The 20,978-nt window shown below is 68.3% G+C and carries 21 protein-coding genes; 9 read left to right on the forward strand and 12 right to left on the reverse strand.

The window, feature by feature from the left end:
• Positions 1-151: 151 nt before the first annotated feature.
• Positions 152-409: a DUF397 domain-containing protein gene (locus SPR02S_RS57845; protein ID WP_019063711.1), complete on the reverse strand. Its 258-nt coding sequence runs from the start codon at positions 407-409 to the stop codon at positions 152-154.
• Complete coding sequence (locus SPR02S_RS45475; RefSeq protein ID WP_019063712.1) at positions 406-1,287, reverse strand: Scr1 family TA system antitoxin-like transcriptional regulator; 882 nt, start codon at positions 1,285-1,287, stop codon at positions 406-408. Before SPR02S_RS45475 ends, SPR02S_RS57845 begins: the two co-directional genes overlap by 4 nt.
• A 224-nt stretch (positions 1,288-1,511) precedes the next feature.
• Here SPR02S_RS45475 and SPR02S_RS45480 point away from each other — a divergent pair, with 224 nt between their 5' ends.
• Together SPR02S_RS45480 and SPR02S_RS45485 are read left to right on the forward strand one after the other, a co-directional pair.
• Entirely contained in the window at positions 1,512-2,852 is a 1,341-nt protein-coding gene (locus SPR02S_RS45480; RefSeq protein WP_019063713.1) for a tetratricopeptide repeat protein, read from the forward strand.
• Between the two features lie 55 nt (positions 2,853-2,907).
• A complete protein-coding gene (locus tag SPR02S_RS45485) occupies positions 2,908-3,612 on the forward strand; it encodes a 2'-5' RNA ligase family protein (RefSeq protein WP_019063714.1) in 705 nt (234 codons plus the stop codon).
• Here the strand turns inward: SPR02S_RS45485 and SPR02S_RS61135 are convergent.
• A complete protein-coding gene (locus SPR02S_RS61135; RefSeq protein ID WP_106437150.1) occupies positions 3,493-4,053 on the reverse strand; it encodes an ATP-binding protein in 561 nt (186 codons plus the stop codon). The genes SPR02S_RS45485 and SPR02S_RS61135 overlap by 120 nt on opposite strands.
• 417 nt (positions 4,054-4,470) lie before the next feature.
• Between SPR02S_RS61135 and SPR02S_RS45490 the strand changes: the two genes are divergently transcribed.
• The 5 genes from SPR02S_RS45490 (at position 4,471) to SPR02S_RS61140 (ending at position 10,674) form a co-directional block, all read left to right on the forward strand.
• The gene (locus SPR02S_RS45490; protein WP_019063715.1) at positions 4,471-4,674 is read left to right on the forward strand and encodes an FxLD family lanthipeptide; all 204 of its coding nucleotides are present in this window, start codon (positions 4,471-4,473) and stop codon (positions 4,672-4,674) included.
• An 80-nt stretch (positions 4,675-4,754) separates the two neighbouring features.
• Positions 4,755-7,808, forward strand: coding sequence for a lantibiotic dehydratase (locus SPR02S_RS45495; RefSeq protein ID WP_019063716.1), 3,054 nt, complete (start codon positions 4,755-4,757; stop codon positions 7,806-7,808).
• Complete coding sequence (locus SPR02S_RS45500; protein ID WP_063746316.1) at positions 7,805-8,980, forward strand: lanthionine synthetase C family protein; 1,176 nt, start codon at positions 7,805-7,807, stop codon at positions 8,978-8,980. Before SPR02S_RS45495 ends, SPR02S_RS45500 begins: the two co-directional genes overlap by 4 nt.
• Positions 8,981-9,067: 87 nt before the next feature.
• On the forward strand, positions 9,068-10,291 hold the full coding sequence (gene fxlM / locus SPR02S_RS45505) for a methyltransferase, FxLD system (RefSeq protein WP_019063718.1): 1,224 nt from the start codon (positions 9,068-9,070) through the stop codon (positions 10,289-10,291).
• A complete protein-coding gene (locus SPR02S_RS61140) occupies positions 10,288-10,674 on the forward strand; it encodes a transposase (protein ID WP_078623192.1) in 387 nt (128 codons plus the stop codon). Before fxlM ends, SPR02S_RS61140 begins: the two co-directional genes overlap by 4 nt.
• Here SPR02S_RS61140 and SPR02S_RS45520 read toward each other — a convergent pair.
• The 4 genes from SPR02S_RS45520 to SPR02S_RS64210 all read right to left on the reverse strand — a co-directional run bounded on the left by SPR02S_RS45520 (position 10,649) and on the right by SPR02S_RS64210 (position 15,123).
• Positions 10,649-12,427 carry an SAVED domain-containing protein gene (locus SPR02S_RS45520; RefSeq protein ID WP_019063721.1) on the reverse strand — a complete coding sequence of 593 codons (1,779 nt, stop codon included), beginning with the start codon at positions 12,425-12,427 and terminating at the stop codon, positions 10,649-10,651. The genes SPR02S_RS61140 and SPR02S_RS45520 overlap by 26 nt on opposite strands.
• On the reverse strand, positions 12,424-13,752 hold the full coding sequence (locus SPR02S_RS45525) for a ThiF family adenylyltransferase (RefSeq protein WP_245607739.1): 1,329 nt from the start codon (positions 13,750-13,752) through the stop codon (positions 12,424-12,426). The genes SPR02S_RS45520 and SPR02S_RS45525 overlap by 4 nt, the downstream gene beginning before the upstream one ends.
• Before the next feature lie 134 nt (positions 13,753-13,886).
• A complete protein-coding gene (locus SPR02S_RS45530) occupies positions 13,887-14,891 on the reverse strand; it encodes a nucleotidyltransferase domain-containing protein (protein ID WP_019063723.1) in 1,005 nt (334 codons plus the stop codon).
• A 91-nt stretch (positions 14,892-14,982) separates the two neighbouring features.
• Positions 14,983-15,123 carry a hypothetical protein gene (locus SPR02S_RS64210; protein ID WP_019063724.1) on the reverse strand — a complete coding sequence of 47 codons (141 nt, stop codon included), beginning with the start codon at positions 15,121-15,123 and terminating at the stop codon, positions 14,983-14,985.
• 158 nt (positions 15,124-15,281) lie between these two features.
• On the opposite strand from SPR02S_RS64210, the gene SPR02S_RS45540 reads away from it, so the two are divergent.
• A complete protein-coding gene (locus SPR02S_RS45540; protein WP_019063725.1) occupies positions 15,282-15,614 on the forward strand; it encodes a hypothetical protein in 333 nt (110 codons plus the stop codon).
• 49 nt (positions 15,615-15,663) lie between these two features.
• Positions 15,664-16,800, forward strand: coding sequence for an ImmA/IrrE family metallo-endopeptidase (locus tag SPR02S_RS45545; RefSeq protein WP_019063726.1), 1,137 nt, complete (start codon positions 15,664-15,666; stop codon positions 16,798-16,800).
• A gap of 88 nt (positions 16,801-16,888) precedes the next feature.
• Here SPR02S_RS45545 and SPR02S_RS45550 read toward each other — a convergent pair whose 3' ends face one another.
• The 5 genes from SPR02S_RS45550 to SPR02S_RS45570 form a co-directional block, all read right to left on the reverse strand.
• On the reverse strand, positions 16,889-17,113 hold the full coding sequence (locus SPR02S_RS45550; RefSeq protein ID WP_019063727.1) for a hypothetical protein: 225 nt from the start codon (positions 17,111-17,113) through the stop codon (positions 16,889-16,891).
• 164 nt (positions 17,114-17,277) lie between these two features.
• Positions 17,278-18,135, reverse strand: a complete 858-nt coding sequence (locus SPR02S_RS45555) for a hypothetical protein (RefSeq protein ID WP_026151477.1) — start codon at positions 18,133-18,135, stop codon at positions 17,278-17,280.
• Between the two features lie 190 nt (positions 18,136-18,325).
• Entirely contained in the window at positions 18,326-18,460 is a 135-nt protein-coding gene (locus tag SPR02S_RS65895; protein WP_019063730.1) for a hypothetical protein, read from the reverse strand.
• Between the two features lie 90 nt (positions 18,461-18,550).
• On the reverse strand, positions 18,551-20,278 hold the full coding sequence (locus tag SPR02S_RS45565; protein WP_019063731.1) for a relaxase/mobilization nuclease domain-containing protein: 1,728 nt from the start codon (positions 20,276-20,278) through the stop codon (positions 18,551-18,553).
• Positions 20,275-20,616, reverse strand: coding sequence for a hypothetical protein (locus SPR02S_RS45570; protein WP_019063732.1), 342 nt, complete (start codon positions 20,614-20,616; stop codon positions 20,275-20,277). Before SPR02S_RS45570 ends, SPR02S_RS45565 begins: the two co-directional genes overlap by 4 nt.
• Between the last annotated feature and the right edge of the window lie 362 nt (positions 20,617-20,978).

Consider the following 20,978-nt stretch of genomic DNA (forward strand, 5'->3'; position numbering starts at 1 on the left):
GTCTTGGCGCTGTGTCAGGCGAAGGCCGTTGACATAGGTGGCGACGTAGCCAACGAACGCCAGCCCGATCGTGACGACCACTGCGATCATGAGAGGAGATGCTGCTGAGCTGTGCGACAGTACCGCTGCCCTGCGGACCTCAGCTCTCTTCTCAACCCCAATGCTCACTCATAGACCCGCAGGCGATCCCGCCGACCAGCGCGCACATCGCAGCCTTCGAGAACAGCAACGGACGACGGCCGATGTCCTTGGAGTCGCGCACTACGGCGTGTTTGCCCAATTCCGCGACTTCCACACAGTCGTTGGCGCCTCCGCTGTACGAGCTCTTCCGCCACCGCGCGTGCGCGAGATCGACGCCGTGTGGGGCTGTCGTGACGTCGTGTCGGGCGGCCATGTTGGGCGTGCTCACTCTTCGAGCTCCTTGCTGATGCGTGCAATGCGGGTGCTGGTCTCCGACGGGTCGAGAGCGGTGCTCCTCAACTGGTCGAAAATGTCCGTGTAGTTGCCCACATCCTCTGGGGACTCCAGATACACGGAGTTCTTGGGATTCTCCAGCCACACCAAGTCTGGCGTGGGGTGCGGGAAGGTCAGGATGACGAACGGGCCGTACAGGCCGGGATGCGCTCCGAGTGAGAACGGCAGCAGCTGCACGGTGACGTTCGGCTGCTCGCCCGCCTCCACCAGTTTTCGCATCTGGTCGCGCATCACTTCGTCGGAGCCGACTGTCCTTCGCAGCACGGCTTCGTCGAGGATTGCCCAGAGTCTGGCGGGGGTCTCTCCGCCCAGGCGGCTGCTCTGCCGCTCCATGCGGACCCTGACCAGGGACTCGACCTGTGGTGGGGAGAGGTCCTTCCTCATTTGGGAGATCACGGCACGCGCGTAGTCCTCGGTCTGGAGCAGCCCAGGCACCAGCATCGGCTGGTAACTGGCGAGTTGCGTCGCATCGGCCTCCAGGGCGAGGTACCCGTCGTAGCGGGTCGGGGTGAGCACCGTGGAGTACTTCCGCCACCAGGGCTTCTGCTGTTCTTTGTCCGCCCGCACGAGGTCGAGCACGTCGGCACGCCGGTCCTCGTTGTCGACGCCGTACAGGTCCAGCAGAGCTCGGACGAGGACGGGTGTTGTGCCGCGTTCGCCGTTCTCGATCCGGCTCAGTGATCCCTGGTTGACCTCCAGTTGATCGGCGACCTCGGTGAGGGTGAGCCCGGTCGCGTCGCGCAGCTCTTTCAGCCGTGCCGCGAGCTGTCGCCGGTACACCGACCGCGGGACCAGGCTTCTCTTCAAGGCCATGCCGGAAGTCTCTCCGTACCGAGGACGCCTCTACAACCCATACGGGTCAACTTCGCAAGACATATTGCCTAGTTGGTGGTTGCGTCGGCATGCTGTCAGGAGTCGCGGCGCGCGGTTCGTACATGCATCCGCCGCAGCCGACCGACGGGCGAGGCATCGCCACGATTCCACTACCGGCACGCGCCTCCGCGTCGGTCCCGCACGCCGCACCAGGAGGGTGGGCCATGCCACGGACAACGCTGCTTCGGCAGCTGCTCCAGCAGCGGCACCTGACTACGCACGAGGCTTTCGCCGCCCAGTACGAGCGATCCGCCGTCCGACTCGCGGAGCTCGACCGCGACCCCCGCCTGGCGTCCCTCCAGGTCTCTCCACGGCAGTTCGACCGGTGGTACGGAGGGGAGTTACTGACTCTGCCCCGCCCTGACGCCTGCCGGGTGCTGGAACACATGCTGGGCAGACCCGTGTCAGAGCTGTTCTCAACGGCGTACACCGACGACTCAGAGCCCGACCTCTCCGCGGAGTCGCACGGGCGTGGGCCGGCACCCAGGCTTCCTTCGCCACGCGACGACGACGAAAACCCACTGGATATCGTCGCCCGGACCCGGCAGCTCACTGCCAGCAACGCCGACGACGCGACGCTCTCGTTCCTCGGTTCCTCCCTGGAAGGCATCACCAGCCGGTACGAACAGGACGGGCCATACGTCCTTCGCCCCCAAGCCCGCCAGGTGCGGCAGCTCGCCCACACTCTCCTCGACGGCCGCCAGCCCCCACGCACGCGCCGGGAACTCTTCCGCCTCGCCGCCTGGGCCTCCGGCCTGCTCGGCTACATGGCGGTGAACACGGGCGACTTCGTGCTCTCGGAGGCGTACTGCACCGAAGCCCGGGATCTCAGCCGCGAGATCGGCGACCTGGACACAGAGCTGTGGGCGTCCGGCACCCTTTCCTTCGGCCTCTACTACGCCGGCCGGTACGACGAGGCGGACACCTGCGCCGCCACGGCCGTCGAACGCGCCCCAGGCCATGCCCAGTCCATTCGCCTGCTGGCCAACGGACGGGCCCGGGCCCTTGCCAAGACCGGTGACCGCCGGGCCGTTGAGCAAGCCATCGGACAGGCACTCCGCCTCTCCGACCTCCACGAGGTACCCGTTGGGCTGACCTCCTGCATCTCCTTCGAGCCCTACGGACGGGCCCGAACGCTGGCCAATGCCGTCACGTCACATGTGGCGCTACGCAACACGGCCCAGGTACTGCGCGACGCCGAGCACATCGATGATCTGGTGGAGCACTCGGCCTCCTCCTGGAGCCGTTCGCTCGTACGCCTCGACGTCGCCACTGCGTTGCTGCAGCAGCGCACGCCCGACATCAATCACTCGATGGCGCTGGGCCGTGAGGCCCTGCGGCTGTGCGGAGATACGCCGATCAGCTCCGTCTACCAACGCTCCCGCGACCTGCACGAACAGGCCGGGCCATGGCGTGATCACCCGGCGGTACGCGATTATGGCGACGAGTTCCGGACCTGGAGCTCGCAGCCAGCGGCCCTGGCCATGGCGTCGTCCGCGTCGTAGGCGCAGTTGGTGTCGTCGTACTCCGGGGCAGTGTGAAGCCGAAGGAGTACGTCGGGTGCCCCTGCTCAGCGCCGACCCCGCCGCGTTCCCCGCCGAGCCCCCCGCCGACACGCACGATCCGGCGGTCACGGCGGCCCACGACTGGGCGGCGTTCCGCGCACTCGACGAGATGACCGACCACTGGGCACGCCCTGGTTGGCCGGACGGCAGCCGGGCGTACTACTGGATGCTGACCTTCCCGGACGACCAGCCGCTCGCTGCCCTCGCCCGGCACTGCCAGGAGGAGTTGGCGCCCCTCGGCCTCGACCCGGTACCGACGGACGGACTGCACATCACCCTCGCCCGCGTGGGCAGGCCGGGCACAGTCGCCCCCGATCAGCTGGACAACCTGGCACGGGACGCCGAGGCGCTGTTGCCCTCAGCGTTCTCCGTACGCGCCATGCCGCTGGCAGGCTCCCGCGGCGCCGTCCGCTTGTCCCTCGGCCCGTGGGAACCCCTGCTTCGGCTGCACCACGCGCTGGCCAAGGCTGGAAACAGTGCCGGTCTCGCGCCGAAGAAGCCGACGTCCGCCTTCCGCCCGCATCTGAGCCTTGCCTACAACAACCGTCGGCGTCCCGCCGCCCCCGTCGTGGATGCGGTTTCAGGACTCCGTGTTCTCCCGGCCGTCGAACTCGCCGTGGCTGCCGTCCAGTTGGTGGAGCTCCGCCGCGAGGGGCGTACGTACCGGTGGGACGTGCGGAAGAGCGTCTTGCTCGGGTAGCCCGCACGCATCCAGAGGGAGGAGCACGACCACTTCCTTGCCGATCGCGGTCGGCCGGACCGACCACCTGGCCGCCAACTCCTCGACGAGCAGCAGTCCGAGACCACTGTCCGTCAGCTCATCCAGTGCCTCCTCCGTCGGCCGTGCCCGAACCCTGGAGACATCCCGTCCTGCGTCGTGGACTCGGAGCACCGCCACGGTCCGGTAGACCTCCACGCACATGCAGTCCGGTCCGCCGACTGTGTGTCTGACCGCGTTGCCCACCAGCTCCGAGACGACCAGAACGGCGTCGTCGACCCGCTCCGGCGAAGCGCATCCCTCCAGGGTCTCGCGTACGTACCTGCGCGCGAGGCCCGAAGGCTCAGCGCAGTCGGCGAGTTTCACCCAATGGCGTCGTAGTGGTGTCCGCCTGCAGAGGCGCTCTTCGTCTACCGCGTCCATCGCCGCTTCTCGTTTCCGGTAGGCACTAGACCGATCAGCCTCGCCACGTGTGAGCCGCGGCGGTACGCCGCGGCTCCGCCCTTCACGCGTGGCCGGACGGCGGACGAACGGCGTGCTGACGGCGTACCGCCGCCGACTGCCCCCGGCGAGGCTCTTCTCCGAGGCGCCGACCCTTGGCGTCTCGGCAGACCACACCACACGAGGTGCCTCCGGGCGTGCGCCTGGTGCTCTACGCCTGCCCGCCTGCCCGCCTGCCCGCCTGCCTGCCCGCCCGCGTCGCTCGGTAAGGCAGCCGACCACAGCGTGGCCAGCACACGGCGGTATGTCGCCGATGCCGGCCGGGAGACGGTCGATGACGCACGTCGGCCGGGCAGCACAACGAACCGTTCGGATCATCCCGACAGAAGAGGAACTGCAATGACTGCAACCACGCTCAGCCCGATCACGACCGCCACCACCGAGGCGTCTGCTGTGACGGCCGTTCTCGAGGTGCCCGCCGACCCATTCGACATCGACCTGACCATCGTCACGGAGATCGACTCCGACCTGCTCCCCAAGGCATGTGGCACCGGTGACGGATGTAAGCCGTCCTGTGCATCGTCCTGCGCGAGCGCCGTCTAACGGCGGCTTGGGTACGGGGTCGGGAGCGCTGCCGCTCCCGACCCCGCAAGTTCACAGCACTGATGGCGGAGGAACTGGAAATGGGAAGCGACGGAAAGCTCTACCAGCACACGGGCACCGCCCTGCTCCGGGCCGCCGCGATGCCGTTGACCGATCTACCGGGATGGTGGCCCGATCCGTCCGATACGGACGCGTGCGTCAGGTGGCTGATGCAGGTGTGGGCCGATGCGCGGTTCGCCGACGCAGTCCGGCAGGCGAGCGGTGATCTCGCCACACGCGTCGACGCAATCTGCGCCGGAGTGCTGGCACGCCCCAAGCAGGTCCGGCGCGCCGCCATGGCCACCGTCCGCTACGTGCTGCGCGCCGCGGGGCGGCCGACTCCGTTCGGCCTCTTCGCGGGGGTGGCCCCGGTCAGCGTGGGCTCCAGACCGTACGCGAGATGGAGAGACGTGCACCGGGCTGTGGCGCGGGTGGACACCGAGTGGCTGGACGACGTCATCGTCCGTCTGGAGGCGTGCCCCGACCTACTGGAGCGTCTGGACGTGGTCCTGAACAACCTGGCGGTGCGTCGTGGCGGACGCCTGCACGTTCCGCACGGCGGACCGATGGGGGCCACCGTCCGACGCACCAGCGCGGTCCGTGTGATCGAGGACGTTGCGTGCGGGCCGGTCCGCTTCGCCGCTCTCGCTGAGCAGTTGGCCGCCTCCTTCCCCCGAACTGAGCCGAAGACCATTGGCACCCTGCTCGGCGCGTTGATACGCGAGAAGTTCCTCATTACCAACCTGCGCGCGCCGATGACGGACACCGATCCGCTCGCCTACCTGATCGCGCGGTTGCACGGCGCCGACGCGGACACGGTTCCCGAAGCCGCACAGGTTCTGCACGAGCTCGAAGCGGTGCAACGCGCCGTACACGAGCACAACCGACTGCCTGCGAACCGCCAGGAGCCTCAACGGCAGGCGCTGGCAGCGCAGTTGCGCCGGCTCTCCGACGCGGGCCGAAGCCCTCTGGCTGTCGATCTGGTGCTGGACGCGGAGGCGCGGATCCCCGAGAGCGTCGCGCAAGAGATGGAGAGGGCGGCCGACGTGCTGCTGCGGTTGACGCGTCGGCCGACAGGCCAGGGCGTATGGAAAGAGTATCAGGTCGCATTCTGGGAGCGGTACGGCACCGGCACCCTCGTGCCGGTGAAGGAGGTCGTCGACCCGGCGACTGGGCTCGGATACCCGGCCGAGTACCCCGGCAGCCGTATGACCGCGCCGCCACCGGAGCTCTCCGGGCGAGACGAGAGGCTGCTGGCACTGGCTTGGCAGGCACTGGCCGACGGCAGCAGGGAGATCGTCCTCACCGACGAACTGATCGACCGCATTGCCGACGACGGGCAGATCTGGCAGGAGGCACCGCCCCACGTGGAGATGTGTGCGCGCCTCCACGCCGACAGCCTGTCCACCCTGGAGCACGGGAACTTCATGCTCACGGTGACACCGGCACGCTCCGCGGGAACGCTCACCTCCCGGTTCACTCCGGTAGCCACCGGCACGGGACTGGACGAGTTGTACCGCCGAGTCCCCGCCGGCGTCGAGAACGCGCTGACCGCGCAGCTGTCCTTCCCGCCGTTGTACCCGCATACCGAGAACGTCGCCCGCGTCCCCGCGTATCTCCCGCACGTGATCCCGTTGGGCGAGCACCGCGGCCTCGACGACACTGCGCCGACACTCATCGACGTCGACGACCTCGCAGTCACGGCCACGCACACCCGCCTCTACCTGGTCAGCATCTCCCGCCGCCGTGTGGTGGAGCCGCAGGTCTTCCACGCCATGGCCCTGGACAAGCAACCCCCGCCCCTTGCCCGGTTCCTCGCCCACCTGACCCGCGCCTTCGGTCCTGCCTGGACCGGCTTCGACTGGGGGCCGCACGGCGCACGGCTGCCGTTCCTGCCGCGCGTCCGCTACAGGCGGGTGATCCTCTCTCCCAGCCGCTGGAACCTCACCGCCGACGCGCTGCCGGGCAGTGGCGCTGACACGGGGGAGTGGGCGGACGCCCTCGGTTGGTGGAGGAAGCGGTGGCACTGCCACGGTGCTGTCGAGTTGAGGGAGGACGACCGGACACGGCGGCTGCAGCTCGACGTGCTGGCCCATGCTGCCGTCCTGCGCGCCCACCTGGACCGGGAAGGCGAGGCCGTGCTCACAGAGGCGCCGCCCGAGGAGAGCTACGGCTGGATCGGTGGCCATGTCCACGAGATCGCCTTGCCGATGACCAACACCTGCCCGCCGGTCCCCGACCCGCTCTCCGGCTTCCTCCCCGTGGTCACCAACAGCACCCTCGGACCCGTACCGGGGTCGGGGCAGGCACCCTGGCTGAACGCCAAGATCTACACCCACCCTGACCAGTTCGAGGAGTTGATCGGCGCTCACCTCGCGGGGCTCGTGGCCCAGCTCCCCGACGCACCGGAGTGGTGGTTCGTCCGCTACCGTGCCCCGCACGACCTCGACCACCTGCGCCTGCGCATCCGCACCCGTAGCCCCGGGCAGCACACCACCTGCACCGAGCTGGTCGCCCGATGGGCCGCCGGGCTGCGCCGTGAGGGGCTCAGCAGCAGGCTCGTGTTTGACACGTACACCCCGGAGACAGGCCGTTACGGCCCCGGCGCCGCCCTGCGCAGTGCCGAGACGGTGTTCGCGGCTGACTCGGCCTACGTCCTCGCCGCCCTGCAGAGGCTGGGAACCGACGGCGTGGACGGTCGCGCGCTGGCCGCGGCCGGCATGGTGGATATCGCTTGCGCCCTGCTCGGCCCCGACGAGGGCATGCGGTGGCTGACGAACCGCCCTGCTTCTCCCGCCCACGTCGAACGAGACGCCAGCGACCAGGCCATCGACCTCATTCGCCGCAGCACGCCACGTGCCCGCGGCTGGGGTGACGCGCTCGCCCAGGCGTGGCACCGGCGCACCGTTGCCTTGGCCCTATACCGCGAACGCCTTGCCGAGAGCATGGACCTCGACTCCGTCCTGGAGTCTCTCCTCCACATGCACCACAACCGTCTGCGCGGCGTGGATCGGGAGGACGAAAGGATCTGCCGGCGCCTCGCACGGCAGTCCGCCGTCGCATGGGCCGCTTGGCCGGGGGAGAGCAGTCGATGAACATCGACGCGTTGCCGACGCCTACCCGGTCGGGCTGGGGCCAATCGCTGTACTCAGGCGCGGCGGGAGTCGCCCTGCTGCACGCAGTCAGGGCGCACACCGGTGAAGAGGATCCGGACGCGCTCCGGCCGTGGGCCGCCGCCATGCTCAAGGGCCCGATCCAGGCAGTCCCCGAAGCGTGCGGACTCTACGAGGGTGCCCCAGCTGTTGCCTACGTCCTCAGCTTCTCGCACACGAACACCGCTGAGCGCTCCCTGGCGACCCTGGACAGGTACCTCGCCGATGTCACGCGCGACCGCCTCGGGCAGGCACACACCCGCATAGACGGCGGTGCCCTGCCTACCTTGGGCGAGTACGACATCATCAGCGGACTGACCGGGCTGGGCGCGTACCACCTGCACCGCAGCAACCAGGCGGAACTAGGAGACACCCTTGCCTACCTGGTGCGACTCACCGAACCGATCACCGTCGACGCGCAGCCGCTGCCAGGCTGGTGGACCAGCGACAGCCCCGATCTGAAACCTTCGCCACGATGGCCTGGCGGGCACGGCAACCTCGGCGTCGCCCACGGCATCACCGGACCACTTGCGCTGCTGGCCACGGCTCTGCGCCGCGGTCACACGGTGCCCGGACAAACGCGAGCCATCATTCGGATCTGCGACTGGCTGGATCGCTGGCGCACAGGCACCGGCTCGCGTGCCTGGTGGCCGAGCCTGATCACCCGCGACGAACACCGGCGCGGCAAGCTCCAGAGCCCAGGACCGACACGCCCGTCCTGGTGCTACGGCACCCCCGGCATCGCCCGCGCCCAACAACTCGCCGGCCTCGCCCTCGGCGACCGCGACCGGCAACGTCAGGCCGAACAGGCCCTCTGCGGATGCCTGGCCGACGATCGGCAGCTCGCCCAGCTGACGGATGCATCCCTCTGCCACGGCTGGGCGGGGCTCGTACAGACCGTCTCCCGTGCCGCCGCCGACGCCATCGACGACGAACTCGCGGCGCGTCTGCCCCACCTGAATATCCGGCTTGAGGAGCACCTGGACCACAACGGACTACCACATGGAGCCGGTCTCATGGACGGCACGGCAGGCATCCACCTGGTCCGTCTCACCACCGCCGTCAACACGGCGGTCTCGGTCCCCTGGGACCACTGCCTGCTTCTCGCTGGATGACGTCGCGATCGACACCCGCACACCAGAGCAAATGAGTACGCTCTGCCCGCGCCGTACGCACGGCCGGGCACCTTCCGAAAGGACGCGATGAACACGGACACGGGCGCCTCCCCCGAGGACCTGCGCAACCGCCTGGTTGACGCCATCCTGCAACAGGACCCTTCCGGCCTCCGCGACGCACGCGTCGAAACCGCCATGCGGACCGTACCCCGCCACGCCTTCCTCCCCGACGCGTCCCTCCAGGAGGCGTACGCCAACAAGAGCGTCACGATCAAGGAGAACCCCGACGAGGACGCACTCCCGCTGAGCTGCGCCTCCCAGCCCGACGTCGTGCACTTCATGCTGGTCCAACTCGCGGTCCGCGAAGGGGACAACGTCTTCGAGATCGGGGCCGGCACCGGCTACAACGCCGCCCTGCTCAAACACCTCGCCGGACCGTCGGGGCAGGTCACCACGTGTGACATCGCCCCCGATGTGACCGCCTACACCCGTCGGATGCTGGATGCGAACGGATACGGTGACGTTCGCGTGGTCACGGGGGACGGCGCCCTCGGCGCCGAGGAGTTCAGCCCCTACGACCGCATGATCGCCGCCGTCGGCATGTGGGACCTCCCCGGAACCTGGTGGGACCAACTCGCCGTCGGCGGACGCCTCGTGGTCCCGCTGCGATGGCGCGGGCTGTCGCGGTCCGTGGCGTTCCGACGCGAGAAGGCCCGGATAACGTCCGACTCCGTGAAGATGTGCGGCTTCCTCCCGGTGATCGGCCAGGACGGAGAGCGGAACGACTACATCGACGACGACCGGCTCGTCAGGCTCTACTGGGACGAGGACCAACCCATCGTCCCGGAACTCCTGCGCAACGCCCTCACCCGACCGAAGTCGGTCGTCTGGACCGAAGCGATGGTCGGCCCCGTCGAGTCCTTCGACGGTGTATGGCTGCGCCTGAGCGCCACCGAGCGAGCGACCTGTCGTATCACCGCGAAGCCCGCGGCGATGGAGGCCGGCCTTCACCGCCCCGCCTCACCCGCCCTGAGCCCCGCCCTCGTCGAGGGCGACTCGATCGCGTACCTCACCCTGGAGCACACCGCCGAAGACCCGGGTGCCGAACCCCGGTTCCGACTCGGTGCCGTCGGCTACGGCCCGGCCGGCGCTGATCTCGCCGAGCGGATCTGCACGCAGATCGGTGCTTGGAGCCTGGCCAGGACCGTTGAACCTACGATCACCGCCTACCCCGCGGACACACCGGACAGTGAACTCGCCGACGCGGCCGTGATCGACCGGCCTTCCGTGCGGCTCGCCATCACCTACTGACGCGGGCGGACGCGGTCGCCCAGGCTGGCCGTGCTCATCGAAGAGAAGCGGCGCAGGGGCCCTGTACCGACGTCCTCCACCAGGCCCACAAGGAGCAGAAGACCGTCCAAGGGAAAGAGCGCTACAAGATCCGCGCGGGCATTGAAAGCACCACCTTCGAGGCTGTCCTGGCACATAGTCTGCGTAAATCCCGCTACTGCGGCATGGCCAAGACCAGCCTCCAGCACCAGCTCACCGGAGCCGCGATCAACCTCGTCCGGATCAACGCCTGGCTCAACAACATTCCCGTGGTGCACTGCTTCAACTCCAGCCAGGCGGGGCAAGACCGGCTGGCACGCTGCGTGTGCATTGCCACGCCTATTGGTCGAGCAGGACCTCGGTGATCGGTCCGCCGGTGACACCTGGCTCAAGTACGAGAGCTGGGGTGTAGCGGGGCCTCCCAGGGGTCGCACCGTCCCACTCGTAGACGACGGTGCGCAGTGTGTTGAGGTATCGCCCTACGAGTAGAGCCATCGTGTAGGGGCCGTGGAAAGCGAGATGCACCTCCGCACGGCCGCTGTGTGCGGCAAACGCTTTGATCTGTTGCGCGGCAGCCGTGCTGAGGCGTGCGGCCTCGCGCGGGTCGAGTCGGTCTTCGCCGGCGACGGAGATCACGGCGGCCGCGGCGAAGCCGTCGCTGGACTCGTGCAGGAGCTGCTCGAATGCGGTCTGATCCGGATTGGCAGTCAGGCTGAGGAAGATCGCGACGCGGTCGTGGCTGTCGGGTGTCTGCGCTTGTTCGAGGTCAACTGGTTGCGTATGAAGTTCGCTGGTCAGTGGGTCGTCACCACTTTCTGCAGACGTCCACTGAGCGCCGCGGGTGTCGACCACCTCGACATTGCCGATCTTGGTCTCGGGCAGGGCGGCTCCCAAGGCCAGGGCTACCGACAGGTGAGCTCCGCCAAAGACGCGTACGGTTTGCGCGCCGGCCGCATAGACGGCGTCGCTGGTCAGGGGCAGTGTGGTCTGCAGGAGCTGAAGTCCCTCTCGATACGGCAGACGCCCGTCGCTGGCTGCCCTGATGCGGATGTGCAGGTCGTCCTCGCCCGCGTCCATGGCGAAGGGCGCGGGGCGGGTCTGGACTCGGATCGTGAAGGCGCGGTTCTGGCTGTGAATGGCGGGCTTGCGTTGTTCGACTCGGTGCATCAGCAGGTCGCGCACGATCTCGCTCTCGCCGGACGGCTGGAGCATGTTGCTTTGCTTCTTGTCGGCGAGGGTCCGGGAGGGAGCGAGTCTTAGGAGTCGGTCCGGCGCGTCGTAGTCGCACCGTGTATCGCTTCCCGCTCTGGCGGTCTTGTTCGCGATGCACAGGCTGAAGGCGGGGTCCTCGTCCAGTTGGAGCAGCCGAGGCAGTTCACGCTCTCGGACGATGTCGCTGTGGACGATGTCCGGTGTCACGACGAGCACGGCTGCTGAAAGCCCTTGGGTCAGGGCTTGTTCGAGGCGATCGGTCGTTGTGCCCGCGCGCAGGTCGGTATGGTCTCTCCACACGACGAGACCGGCCGCCCTGAGCAGGTTCTCGATCGACTCGGCCTGCGGGGACCCGTCAGACTGCCGGTAGGAGATGAACACCGCGCCGTCGGGCCGGACTGCGCCCTTGGGCAGTGGCCCCAGCGCCTTGAATCTCTGTGGTGGCGGAAGGACCGTTGCTGCCTTGCTGGTGACGCGTCCCCATCGTTGGCGCCGGGTGATCAGTCCGGGGAAGGGGTCCGTCCCGCCGGGAGCGTAAACGAGGAGTGCGATCGGGCCGTCGTGCTCCCGGGCCATTGCCCGCATCGCGGCAAGGTCCGTCGGGCTCGGTCCGGACGGTGCGGGATGGCTGTGCCACTCGCCGACGTAGCCGGTTGGATCGTCGTCCGCTCGCTGGGCCAGGAACTCTGCGAGGAGCGTGTTCGCCTTGACGTCATCGCGCACGTACCTGTGGGTGGACGCTTCTTGTCCGTCGACCACGAGGGCATGGGTGACAACGACGTTGGCGTCTTCCTGATAGCCGAGGAGGATGCCACCCGTTTCCCGCGGCAGTTGCTGCGCGGTCGCGGACGCGATGACCTCGTATGCCTCCTGGCGCAGCTCGATCCGTGGTGCCGGCCGGGTCACTGGTGGTGGCTCCCTTGTGGTGCGGAGTGGAGGTGGCGCGTCTCCCCTGCAGGATGGAGGGGGCGGTCCACGAGGAGTCCGACGGCGTGGCGGACGGTTGCCGCTGCTGCCTCGATCACCGCGTGGGGCGGCGTTGGGGAGATCGGGCTTCCGCAGCCTGCTTCGAACAGTTGCGGTGCCTCGGTGTCGGCTCTGGTCGTCGAAGGCGGCAGCGGTGCTGCAGCGTCGATCGGTGGCAGTACGTCGATGCGATAGGTCCTGCCGTCGTTTTGAAGCGCCGCAGACAGGACCCGTGTGCCCAGTGTCAGGGCGCTTACATGCAGGAGCGCGGTGGTGGCGAAGTCGGCGGTGGCGTTCACGACGAGGTCGTGGTTCCGCAAATGGTCGACCGCGTCGGCACCCGAGGTAAGGGCGCTATTGATGGTGTCGATGCCTGCGGCCGGCGCCTCGTTGTGCCTGACGAGGTGTCGCTTGACCGCTTCGGCTTTCGGCAGTCCGACTGCGTCGGGGCCGACGAGGTGGCGGACGAGGTTTCCCGGCATGACCACATCGTCGTCGATGAGAGTGAGGTGACGGACACCGGAGCGCACCAGCATGTCGGCGATGAACGAGCCCAAAGCGCCGACGCCGACCACGGCAACTTTGGATTCACGCAGTTCGGCAGCGAGGACGCCCGCGCGAGCGGACCGTGCGGCCTCGGTGTCTGCGCTCGAGCGCAGACGTGTGACGGCCGTGCCGCCCTCCGTGGGCGTTACGTCCAGCACGATCGCGCCCTCGTGGGTGCCTCGTCGGTAAGCCAGCACGACGACCGCGACCGACTGCTGGCGAATTCTGCGGTCCAGATCCGCGTTCGAGCCGAGCCGGGCACAGATGTCTGCCCAGGTTCGCGGCGGCACGTCGACCTCGCCGAGATCGGCCACGTACCCAAAGCGGTCCTTGCTGGGCTTGAGGGCCTTCCTGGGACGGATGCCGTGCCTGATCCGCATCGTGTTGTTGCTGGCCGGGCTGAAGCGGACGGAGCGGTTGAGGTACTGGCCGAGGTCGTCGTAGAGGTAGAGGCGCCGGTCCGCAGACTGATGGAAGTACCGGTCGAGGTCGAGGTCGGGCCGATCGTCCGTCCATCCGGTGTCCGAGTGCTCGAACCATGCTGTGACGTGTTCGAGGAACGCCGGTGCCTCCATCCACCACAACCCGTCGTGATCTTCTTCAGCAATCAGGCACAGCGCGCCGTCCGGGTCACGGTGCCAGGACCAGGGCACCGCGTCGTGATCGATCGGCACCACCCTCGGCGGCCGAAACGGGAAGCGGGGCGGCAGGTCGATCACTACACGGGTCGTGCCCGCCGAGTGCGGGACAGGTCCTTCCCACCCTGCTTCCACCTCCTGGAACCCGGCGCGGATCAGGCCCTCCTCGAAGTGCAGCCGTGCGTAGGCGACGTACTCGTCGAAGCTGACAGAGGTCACCCGAAGGTCCTCTTGCCCGCAGGAACGACGCGGGCGCCGGGCGAGATCGCGGATGCCTTCTTGCTGCCGTCCTCGTTGAAGCCGGGGGGCATCGGGAAGACCGTGTCTCCATCGCCGTTCTCTCCCAGCAGTTTCCGGAACGCCAGCGCGGCCTTGCCTTCGTCCTCCTCGTCGAGCGCAGCTTCTGCCGACGCTGCAGCATCGGTGAACCGCGTACGCGCGCTGTCGAGTTCGGCGTCGGTCGCGCGGATGCGGATGGTGTGTCCGGGCAGGGTCGGGTCGGTCACCGCGATGCCGTAGGCCACGAAGTTTTCTATGATCTTGCTGACCTCCCGGAGCGCGCAGACGTAGTACTCCGCCTGATCGTTGCCCAAGACTGCGCCTGAGGCGAACGCCTGGTAGGCGGCCATCTCAATGAAGAATCCGCCCGGTTTCTTCTTACCGAGCAGGGCACGACGAGTCTGGCGAAGCAGTTTGACGGTCGGTACGTAGTACTCGTCGTGGTTCGCGTTCATCGTGCTCGACAGCTCCGTCAGCCCGTCGGGGTTGGTGCGAACCCACTCGTTCGCGTCGCCCTTCTGGGGGATCTCCCATGTTCCGTCGCCGTAGGGGCGGGCAGGCACCGCGTCGACGTAGAGGTCGTACTCCGGGAAGGAGACCTGCAGGCTCCGGTCCTGGCGCTTGGTGCGCCGGTGCCCGTCGGCGTCGGTGGCGAACTCCGCATGCAGGACCTTGAAGAACCTGTCGAGGATGTCCGTCGACGTGACATCGCTCGGAACATCGGGCAGGCGCACGAACACGTCGACGTCCTTGATCCTGCGGATCGACACGTTGCGCTTGTAGGAGCCGATCAGTACCGGGCTGACGCCGTACTCGACGAGCTTGGCGTCAGCCTTGAGGGCGTCACGGACGAGGCGATGCGCCTCTGGCGCGTTGGTCTTGTCGTCGCCGGGCTCGATGGAGCTCAGCGCATCCTTGAACTGCTGCTTGAGGTGAGCCATCGGGCCCTCCGGTCTGGTCGTGACTGCATTGGTCTGCTGAGCCTGCCTCACACCACTGACAATGCGTGGTCCGTCGCGAGGCGCTGGCGGCCTACTTCCTCCTGCCGCCCTTGCCGGTGCTCTCGTTGGTCGTTGTCTTCGGGTGCCGCTTCACGGTGGCCTGCTTCACGAACCGGCCCGTGATGGCACTGCGGCCCCGCTTGCTGTTGGATGCGCTGCTCTTGCCTGCCATGGTTGTCCCTCCGATCTCCTGCGGTGGTCTGCGGTAGCACAGACCACACCCTACCCCTAAGTTTCATTTACCCAATAGGTGCATGAAACCTTGCCGAGCTTGATCGGCAGGATAGCATGGAAGCAGTAGGTGCACGGAAAAGGATTCTGAGGTCGCTGGTGGAGATCGTCTTCGAGGACGCCGAGCTCGCCCGCGTCTGCAACAACGGCCATGCCCGCAGGGACCGTTTGGGCCTCGACGGGGCGACCACCCTGCTTCGGCGTCTTGGCCAGATGGCGGCCGCAGCTCACCTGGCTGACTTGCGGCAGGTTGCGGCCGCGCGGCTGCGGCCCGCCACCAACGGGGACTGCTTCACTCTGCTGGTGTCGCTCGGTGATCACGGCGATCTCGTGGTCCGCCCGCGCGACGACCCGCCCGACACCCTCGACGACGGCGCCCTGGACGAGCACGCCGTACGCGCTGTGCTCATCGCAGCAATCCATCGCCCCTGACCCCGCCACCAGGCCCGCCCCGCAGCATCGCCGACCGAGAGGCACTCACGTGACTCGGCCCTCCGCCCCGCACCCGTTCGCACCGGATGAAGCCCTGCCTCCGGGCGACACGCTGAAAGAGCAGCTCGACGTCCTCGGCATCCCTCAGGCGGACCTCGCCCGCCGCACCGGGCTGTCGACCAAGCACATCAACCAGATCGTTCAGGGGAGCGCCGTCCTCACCCCCGAGACTGCCCTTCTGTTGGAGCGGGCCGTCGGAATCTCGGCTTCCCTGTGGAACCAGATGGAGGCCACCTGGCGCACCCACGTCAGCCGCACCCAGAGCCGTGAAGCTCTCAGTCGCCGCCTCGACTGGCTCGACCGTTTCTCCCTGCAGGAGTTGGTCAAGCGGGGCATCCTGCCGACCAAAGAGCGCACGGTGGACAATCTCGAGCGTCTGCTGGCGTTCTTCGGTGTCGCCGACCCCGAGGTTGCAGAGAACGTGTGGGGCAGCTACCGGACTGCCTTCCGGCGTTCCACCGTCCTCACGCCCGACGACTACGCCACCGCCGTCTGGCTGCGCCAGGCCGAACTCAGAGCACGCGAAATCCCTTGCGCACCCTACGACCGCGCGGCCCTGCTTGAGCTACTTCCCCAGCTGCGCGCCCTGACCATCGAGGAACCCGCCGTCTGGCGCACCGAAATCCCGCGCCTGTGCGCCCGAGCAGGCGTCGCGGTGGTGTTCGTTGCTGCGCCCCCCAACAGCCGCGTCTCCGGCGTCACCCGATGGCTAACCCCGGAAAAGGTCGGAGTCGCACTCAGTGGCCGGTTTAAGAAGGACGACCACTTCTGGTTCACCGTCTTCCACGAGCTCGGCCATGTCCTCCTGCACGGCAAACGCCTCACCTTTATCGACAACACAAGCCGTGACGACGACACGACCCCCGAAGGAGACCGCAGCGAGGATGAAGCCGACGCCTTCGCCAGGGAAACCCTCATCCCGCCCGAGCACGCGGCCGCCTACAAGCAACTCGCCCAGCGCCCCATGCCCTTCATCAACATCACAGCCTTCGCCCGCCGGGCCGGGATCGCCCCGGGCATCGTCGTCGGACGCCTCCAGTACGACGGCGTCCTGGACTGGAAATACGGCAGCAAGTTGAAGCGCCCCATCGAGATCAGCCTCTCCGGCGATCTCACCGCGGGCTAGCCACTCCTGCGCAACAGCCGTTCGCAGCCTGGGGATCCGTAAGTCGTTTCACGGAGCCCCCTCCCACCGCGCAGGCCGGCAGGAGCAGTCAGGGTGTGGTCAGCGCGCTCGTCGGTGCCGAAGGCCCGTGGATCGCTGCAGAAGAAGTTTTCGGGCACGTCGAGGAGGGCGCCAGTGCGGGCACATCGTCGACGTACAGCAGGCCGCGGTCACGGGAGTTGACGCCGACCAGTCCCTCCCGCAGGTGCTCGTCGAACAGGATGATGACCGCTCGGAACGCGGTGTTGCCGACTTCCGCTGGGGCGGTAGCCAACTCTCCTGTGTGTAGGCGGCGTTCAGCGCCGCCTATGACCTCTCGCGGCTCGGCTTCCTCGCCGTGGGACCCGACGAAACCACCTGTCTCGACGAACTAGTCGGCAAAGCCGAGGAACGGTTGGTCCAGTGGTACCGGAGTCTCCTGCAGAACCGCTCGCGCGTTCAGCCTGCCTGAAGCTCCTGGATAACCCGCTCTGCCATGCACCGAACGGGTTCCAGCCGAGGATCCTCTGGATGCGCGTACGGGCCGAGGATCTTCGAGCAGGCGAACAACGTCATCACCTTGCCCTCCCGGCTCTCGAAGTCAGACCGACGCTCGTGCCGCACGCGATCGGCCAGAACCGGGACAGCAATGGAACTCGCCCACAGCGAGGCCGCATCCAGCCCTCGCGGCGCGTTACCCCAGTCTTCCCAGTCGAAGAGGCTGAACGTCGGCGCGGTCACGTTCGCCCAGTTCAGGTCCGCGTGGGTGGGTACCCACCGCTCGACGGTCGTATCGAAGTCGCCGGAGAAGACACCGCGGATGGACTCGGTGACGAGGGTCTGGGTGATGGTGACGGTGTCCGGTGTGGCGACCCGCGTTGTGCTCTGTGCCGCCAGAGAGTCCAGCGAGGCGTTCAACGCCTCCCACCAGTCATCCGGCAGCTCCGGGGCTTCACTCAAGATGGCGCTTCCGACGGGGTCTCCCGGCAGGAGCTCGGTTTCGTCGGCTCGCCACATCGCCGGCGCGTCCGTGTCCCGCCAGACCACACACCCGTGCCATTCGGGCTGCGCGATGCCCTCCAGGCGGGCGGCACTTTCAGTGCCGTTCCACCCCTGATCGGGGATCTTGTCGAGCAAGCGCCGCTCGATCCGCACCCAGGTGCCACGGACCGTCCTGGCCCCCACGGATCGGCGTTTGCGTACCACGGTGTCCGGGAGCAAGTGCACTTGCAGAGACCGCTCGACGCGATCAAGGACGTCGTTAACCGGCTGTACCCGTAGATCAATAGCCTGACCCGTGGAGACGGAGAGCCTCATGGTCGCGACCGTAGCAGCGGTGCGGCGGGAGGCGCCCGTCGCCGAGGCGCGGGCGGCAGCGGCTGGCGACATCCGGGACCAGACTGTTTGGAGGGCGATGCGTACCGGTGCACCGGAACCGCTGCCCATTCCCGGCATCTCCAGCCTGATCGCTGTCACGCGCACGAACCGGCGCAGGTAGTCGTGCCGATCACGGCGTTCTGCCGCCGCTCCTGTAGCCGGCCCACAACCGGCCACCGTCCTGCCCGGGTACCTCGTCCACCACGCCGACCAGGAGCTCGACCTGACCCTCCAGCACGTCATAGATGGCCTGGTACAGGCGCATGCTGCGGGCCCGACCGGGAGAGCCGGTCGGGCCCGACGTACAGCGCGCACTCGGTGGCATTGGCGTGTCGGCGATGGCCCTTCGCCAGCTTCAGCGGCGCGGCGCGCGTGATGCCGAGGGCGTTGCGAAGTGTGGTGCACTGGCGTGACGGTTCGTGATGCTGCTGGCTGGGGTGAGTTCCGCGGCGGGGGCGTAGGCGGGGAGGCCAGCCGTGCTGCGCAGTCGCCAGACGAGGACGTCGCTGATGGAATCGGCGGTGTCCAGTTCCCTGTTGGCTGCGGCCTCGGCGAGGAGAGCCTGCGCGTTGTGGCCCGCCTGCGTGACATCGGTGAGGGTGGCGGCCAGGGCGTCCCAGCCGGGATCGGTCAGGATGGTCTCGGCGAGGTCAGGTAGGGCGGCGCGCACGGTGCCGACGTAGTGACGGCGCAGGGACGGGGCGATACGGCGGCCACGTTCGCGCAGCACGGTGAGGGGTGCGACGGCTGCCTGCTGGTAGGCAGCCCGCAGGTGCACGGCGGCCCGGCGGGCGGCCTCAGCCTGCTGGGCGTGCTGTCGCTGGGCGTGCCAGTGGGCGGTTGCAATGATGAGGAAGATCAGCGTGTCCAGGACCATCGCGGTGCTGGCGCCGTCCTCGCCCCGGCCGAGCGCGGGCCCGCTGTGAACCAGGTCGCGGGCTGCTCGGCGCAGGTCCTGTGCGTGGCGGAACTCGGCTCGGGTGTGGGAGCGGGAGGCGCGCTCGAACTCCCAGGCCGCCTGGCGTAGTTCGTTGCGAGTGTGTAGGGCAGAGGTCTTGGCGAGGGCGTCGAGGACCTCGCTGGTGGCAGCGATTTGGGCGGCAGCCGCGCCATCGTCGCCGTTCGCGTCGAGGACGAGCAGGGCTGCCCAGGCCGCATGAGTGGCGGTGCGCCGGGCCGAGGCAGGCGCTGATGACGCTGTGGGGTGTTCCGGCCGTTCGCTGTCGGTGGTGTCTCGCGGGGCGGGGTCCGTGGTGAAGCGTTTGCGGATGCGGGGCAGGGACAGGTCGGGGGCGAGGGTGGATCCGGCGTAGTAGACGGGTTCCTTGTCGCTGTTGCGGTCGTCGGGCAGGGCGACCTTGTATCCCTGCAAGTTGCCGGAGGGCAGCACCTTGGTACGTACGAGGAGCCCGGCGTTCTTGAGGCGGCCGAGGAACTCCTCCTCACTGGTCGCGCCGGCCACTGCGCGGCGCACGGTCTCGCGCAGCTCCTCGCGGGCGGTACGGTCTCGGCCCTCGCGTTCGGCCTTGTGGCGTTCGGCGCTGGTCGGCCGCTTGGCGGCGGTGCCGTCCCCGGCCGGGACGCGGCGCAGGTCGTAGTCGGCTTCGATGCGGCGGCACTCGGCCTGGGCGCGGCGGGCCTCGTTGTGCAGGCGGGGTCGGCGGCCGTCGTCGCGTACGAGCGTGGCGATGATGTGGATGTGGTCGTCGGCGTGCCGGACGGCCGCCCAGCGGCAGGCGGCTTCGTCGCCGTCGGGAGCTATGCCGGTGGTGGCGACCATGCGGCGGGCGATGGCTGCCCAGTCCTCGTCGGACAGGATCGGATCCTCGGGGGCGGCCCGTACGGACAGGTGCCATACGTGCTTCTCGGGTCGCTTGCCAGCGGGCAGTGCGGTGACGGGCTGGTCGAGCAGGTGCTGGAGCTGTTCGTACGTGGCCTTCGGGTCGCGGCCGGGGTCGGGGGTGAGCGGGTCGAAGGCGGCCACCAGGTGTGGGGCGATGTGCTCCTCTTTGGTGCCGGGGCCGTAGAGGTAGCTGATCAGGCCGATCGTCTCGCTGCCGCGGTCGTGGATGCTGGGGATCACTCAGGGGCACCGCCGTCGCGGTGGGCGAGCAGGGCATCTGCGGCGTCCTCCATGCGGCGGGCGGCGTTGCCGACGGCCTCGGCCGCCGCGTCCAGGTGGGGTGCGTCGGCGCCGGAGTTGAGGGCTTTGGCGACCTGGTTGAACAGGCCGTGGATGCGGCCGAGGTGCCTGCGGGCGGCGAACAGCTCGTTGATGACTTCCCGTTCCGTCGCGATTTCGGCGGCGGTGCGGTTCAGGTCGCGGGCGGCCTTGTCGGCGGCGTAGGCGAGGAAGGCGGCGTTGGACATTTGGCAGTGGGCGGCGGCGTCGGTGAATCGCTGGAACTCGGTGTCGTTCATACGGCAGCTGGGCTGCTTCAGTCGCTTGCGGGACTTCGGCAGACGGGCACGCTGACGTCTGGTCGACACGGACTCGGCCTGCTGCCTCCGTCCTCGCTGCGGTCCGCCCTCGGTCGCAGCCTGACTGCCCGGTGCCCCCTGGCGCCGGGCTGTTCCCGCCACCCTCGGGGCGGGAATTCCGGAAGCATCGCTTCCGGTACAACTTGCTGCGCTGTTCAGGCCGGTGGTCATCTCCCCTTCGGCTGTGGGGAGTTCGTAGTTCGGGTCGTGCATGGGTCGGTTCTCCGTGGGTGCTGTTGCCGGGTGCTTCGCTGTGCGCAATCCCCGTGCCCCGGGCTTGTCTGCCTGGGGCACGGGGTGAG

Origin of the sequence: Streptomyces prunicolor NBRC 13075 (genome assembly GCF_000367365.1) — a bacterium.
Lineage (GTDB): Bacteria > Actinomycetota > Actinomycetes > Streptomycetales > Streptomycetaceae > Streptomyces > Streptomyces prunicolor.

Bases quoted from the DNA above. Each gene is read 5' to 3' on its own strand.
- SPR02S_RS45480 (WP_019063713.1), top strand. From the start codon at position 1,512: ATGCCACGGACAACGCTGCTTCGGCAGCTGCTCCAGCAGCGGCACCTG.
- SPR02S_RS45495 (WP_019063716.1), top strand. From the start codon at position 4,755: ATGGGAAGCGACGGAAAGCTCTACCAGCACACGGGCACCGCCCTGCTC.
- SPR02S_RS64210 (WP_019063724.1), bottom strand. From the start codon at position 15,123: ATGGCAGGCAAGAGCAGCGCATCCAACAGCAAGCGGGGCCGCAGTGCC.
- SPR02S_RS45490 (WP_019063715.1), top strand. From the start codon at position 4,471: ATGACTGCAACCACGCTCAGCCCGATCACGACCGCCACCACCGAGGCG.
- SPR02S_RS65895 (WP_019063730.1), bottom strand. From the start codon at position 18,460: ATGCGCCTGTACCAGGCCATCTATGACGTGCTGGAGGGTCAGGTCGAG.
- SPR02S_RS45530 (WP_019063723.1), bottom strand. From the start codon at position 14,891: ATGGCTCACCTCAAGCAGCAGTTCAAGGATGCGCTGAGCTCCATCGAG.
- SPR02S_RS61135 (WP_106437150.1), bottom strand. From the start codon at position 4,053: ATGGACGCGGTAGACGAAGAGCGCCTCTGCAGGCGGACACCACTACGA.
- SPR02S_RS45570 (WP_019063732.1), bottom strand. From the start codon at position 20,616: ATGAACGACACCGAGTTCCAGCGATTCACCGACGCCGCCGCCCACTGC.
- fxlM (WP_019063718.1), top strand. From the start codon at position 9,068: ATGAACACGGACACGGGCGCCTCCCCCGAGGACCTGCGCAACCGCCTG.
- SPR02S_RS45475 (WP_019063712.1), bottom strand. From the start codon at position 1,287: ATGGCCTTGAAGAGAAGCCTGGTCCCGCGGTCGGTGTACCGGCGACAG.
- SPR02S_RS45500 (WP_063746316.1), top strand. From the start codon at position 7,805: ATGAACATCGACGCGTTGCCGACGCCTACCCGGTCGGGCTGGGGCCAA.
- SPR02S_RS45555 (WP_026151477.1), bottom strand. From the start codon at position 18,135: ATGAGGCTCTCCGTCTCCACGGGTCAGGCTATTGATCTACGGGTACAG.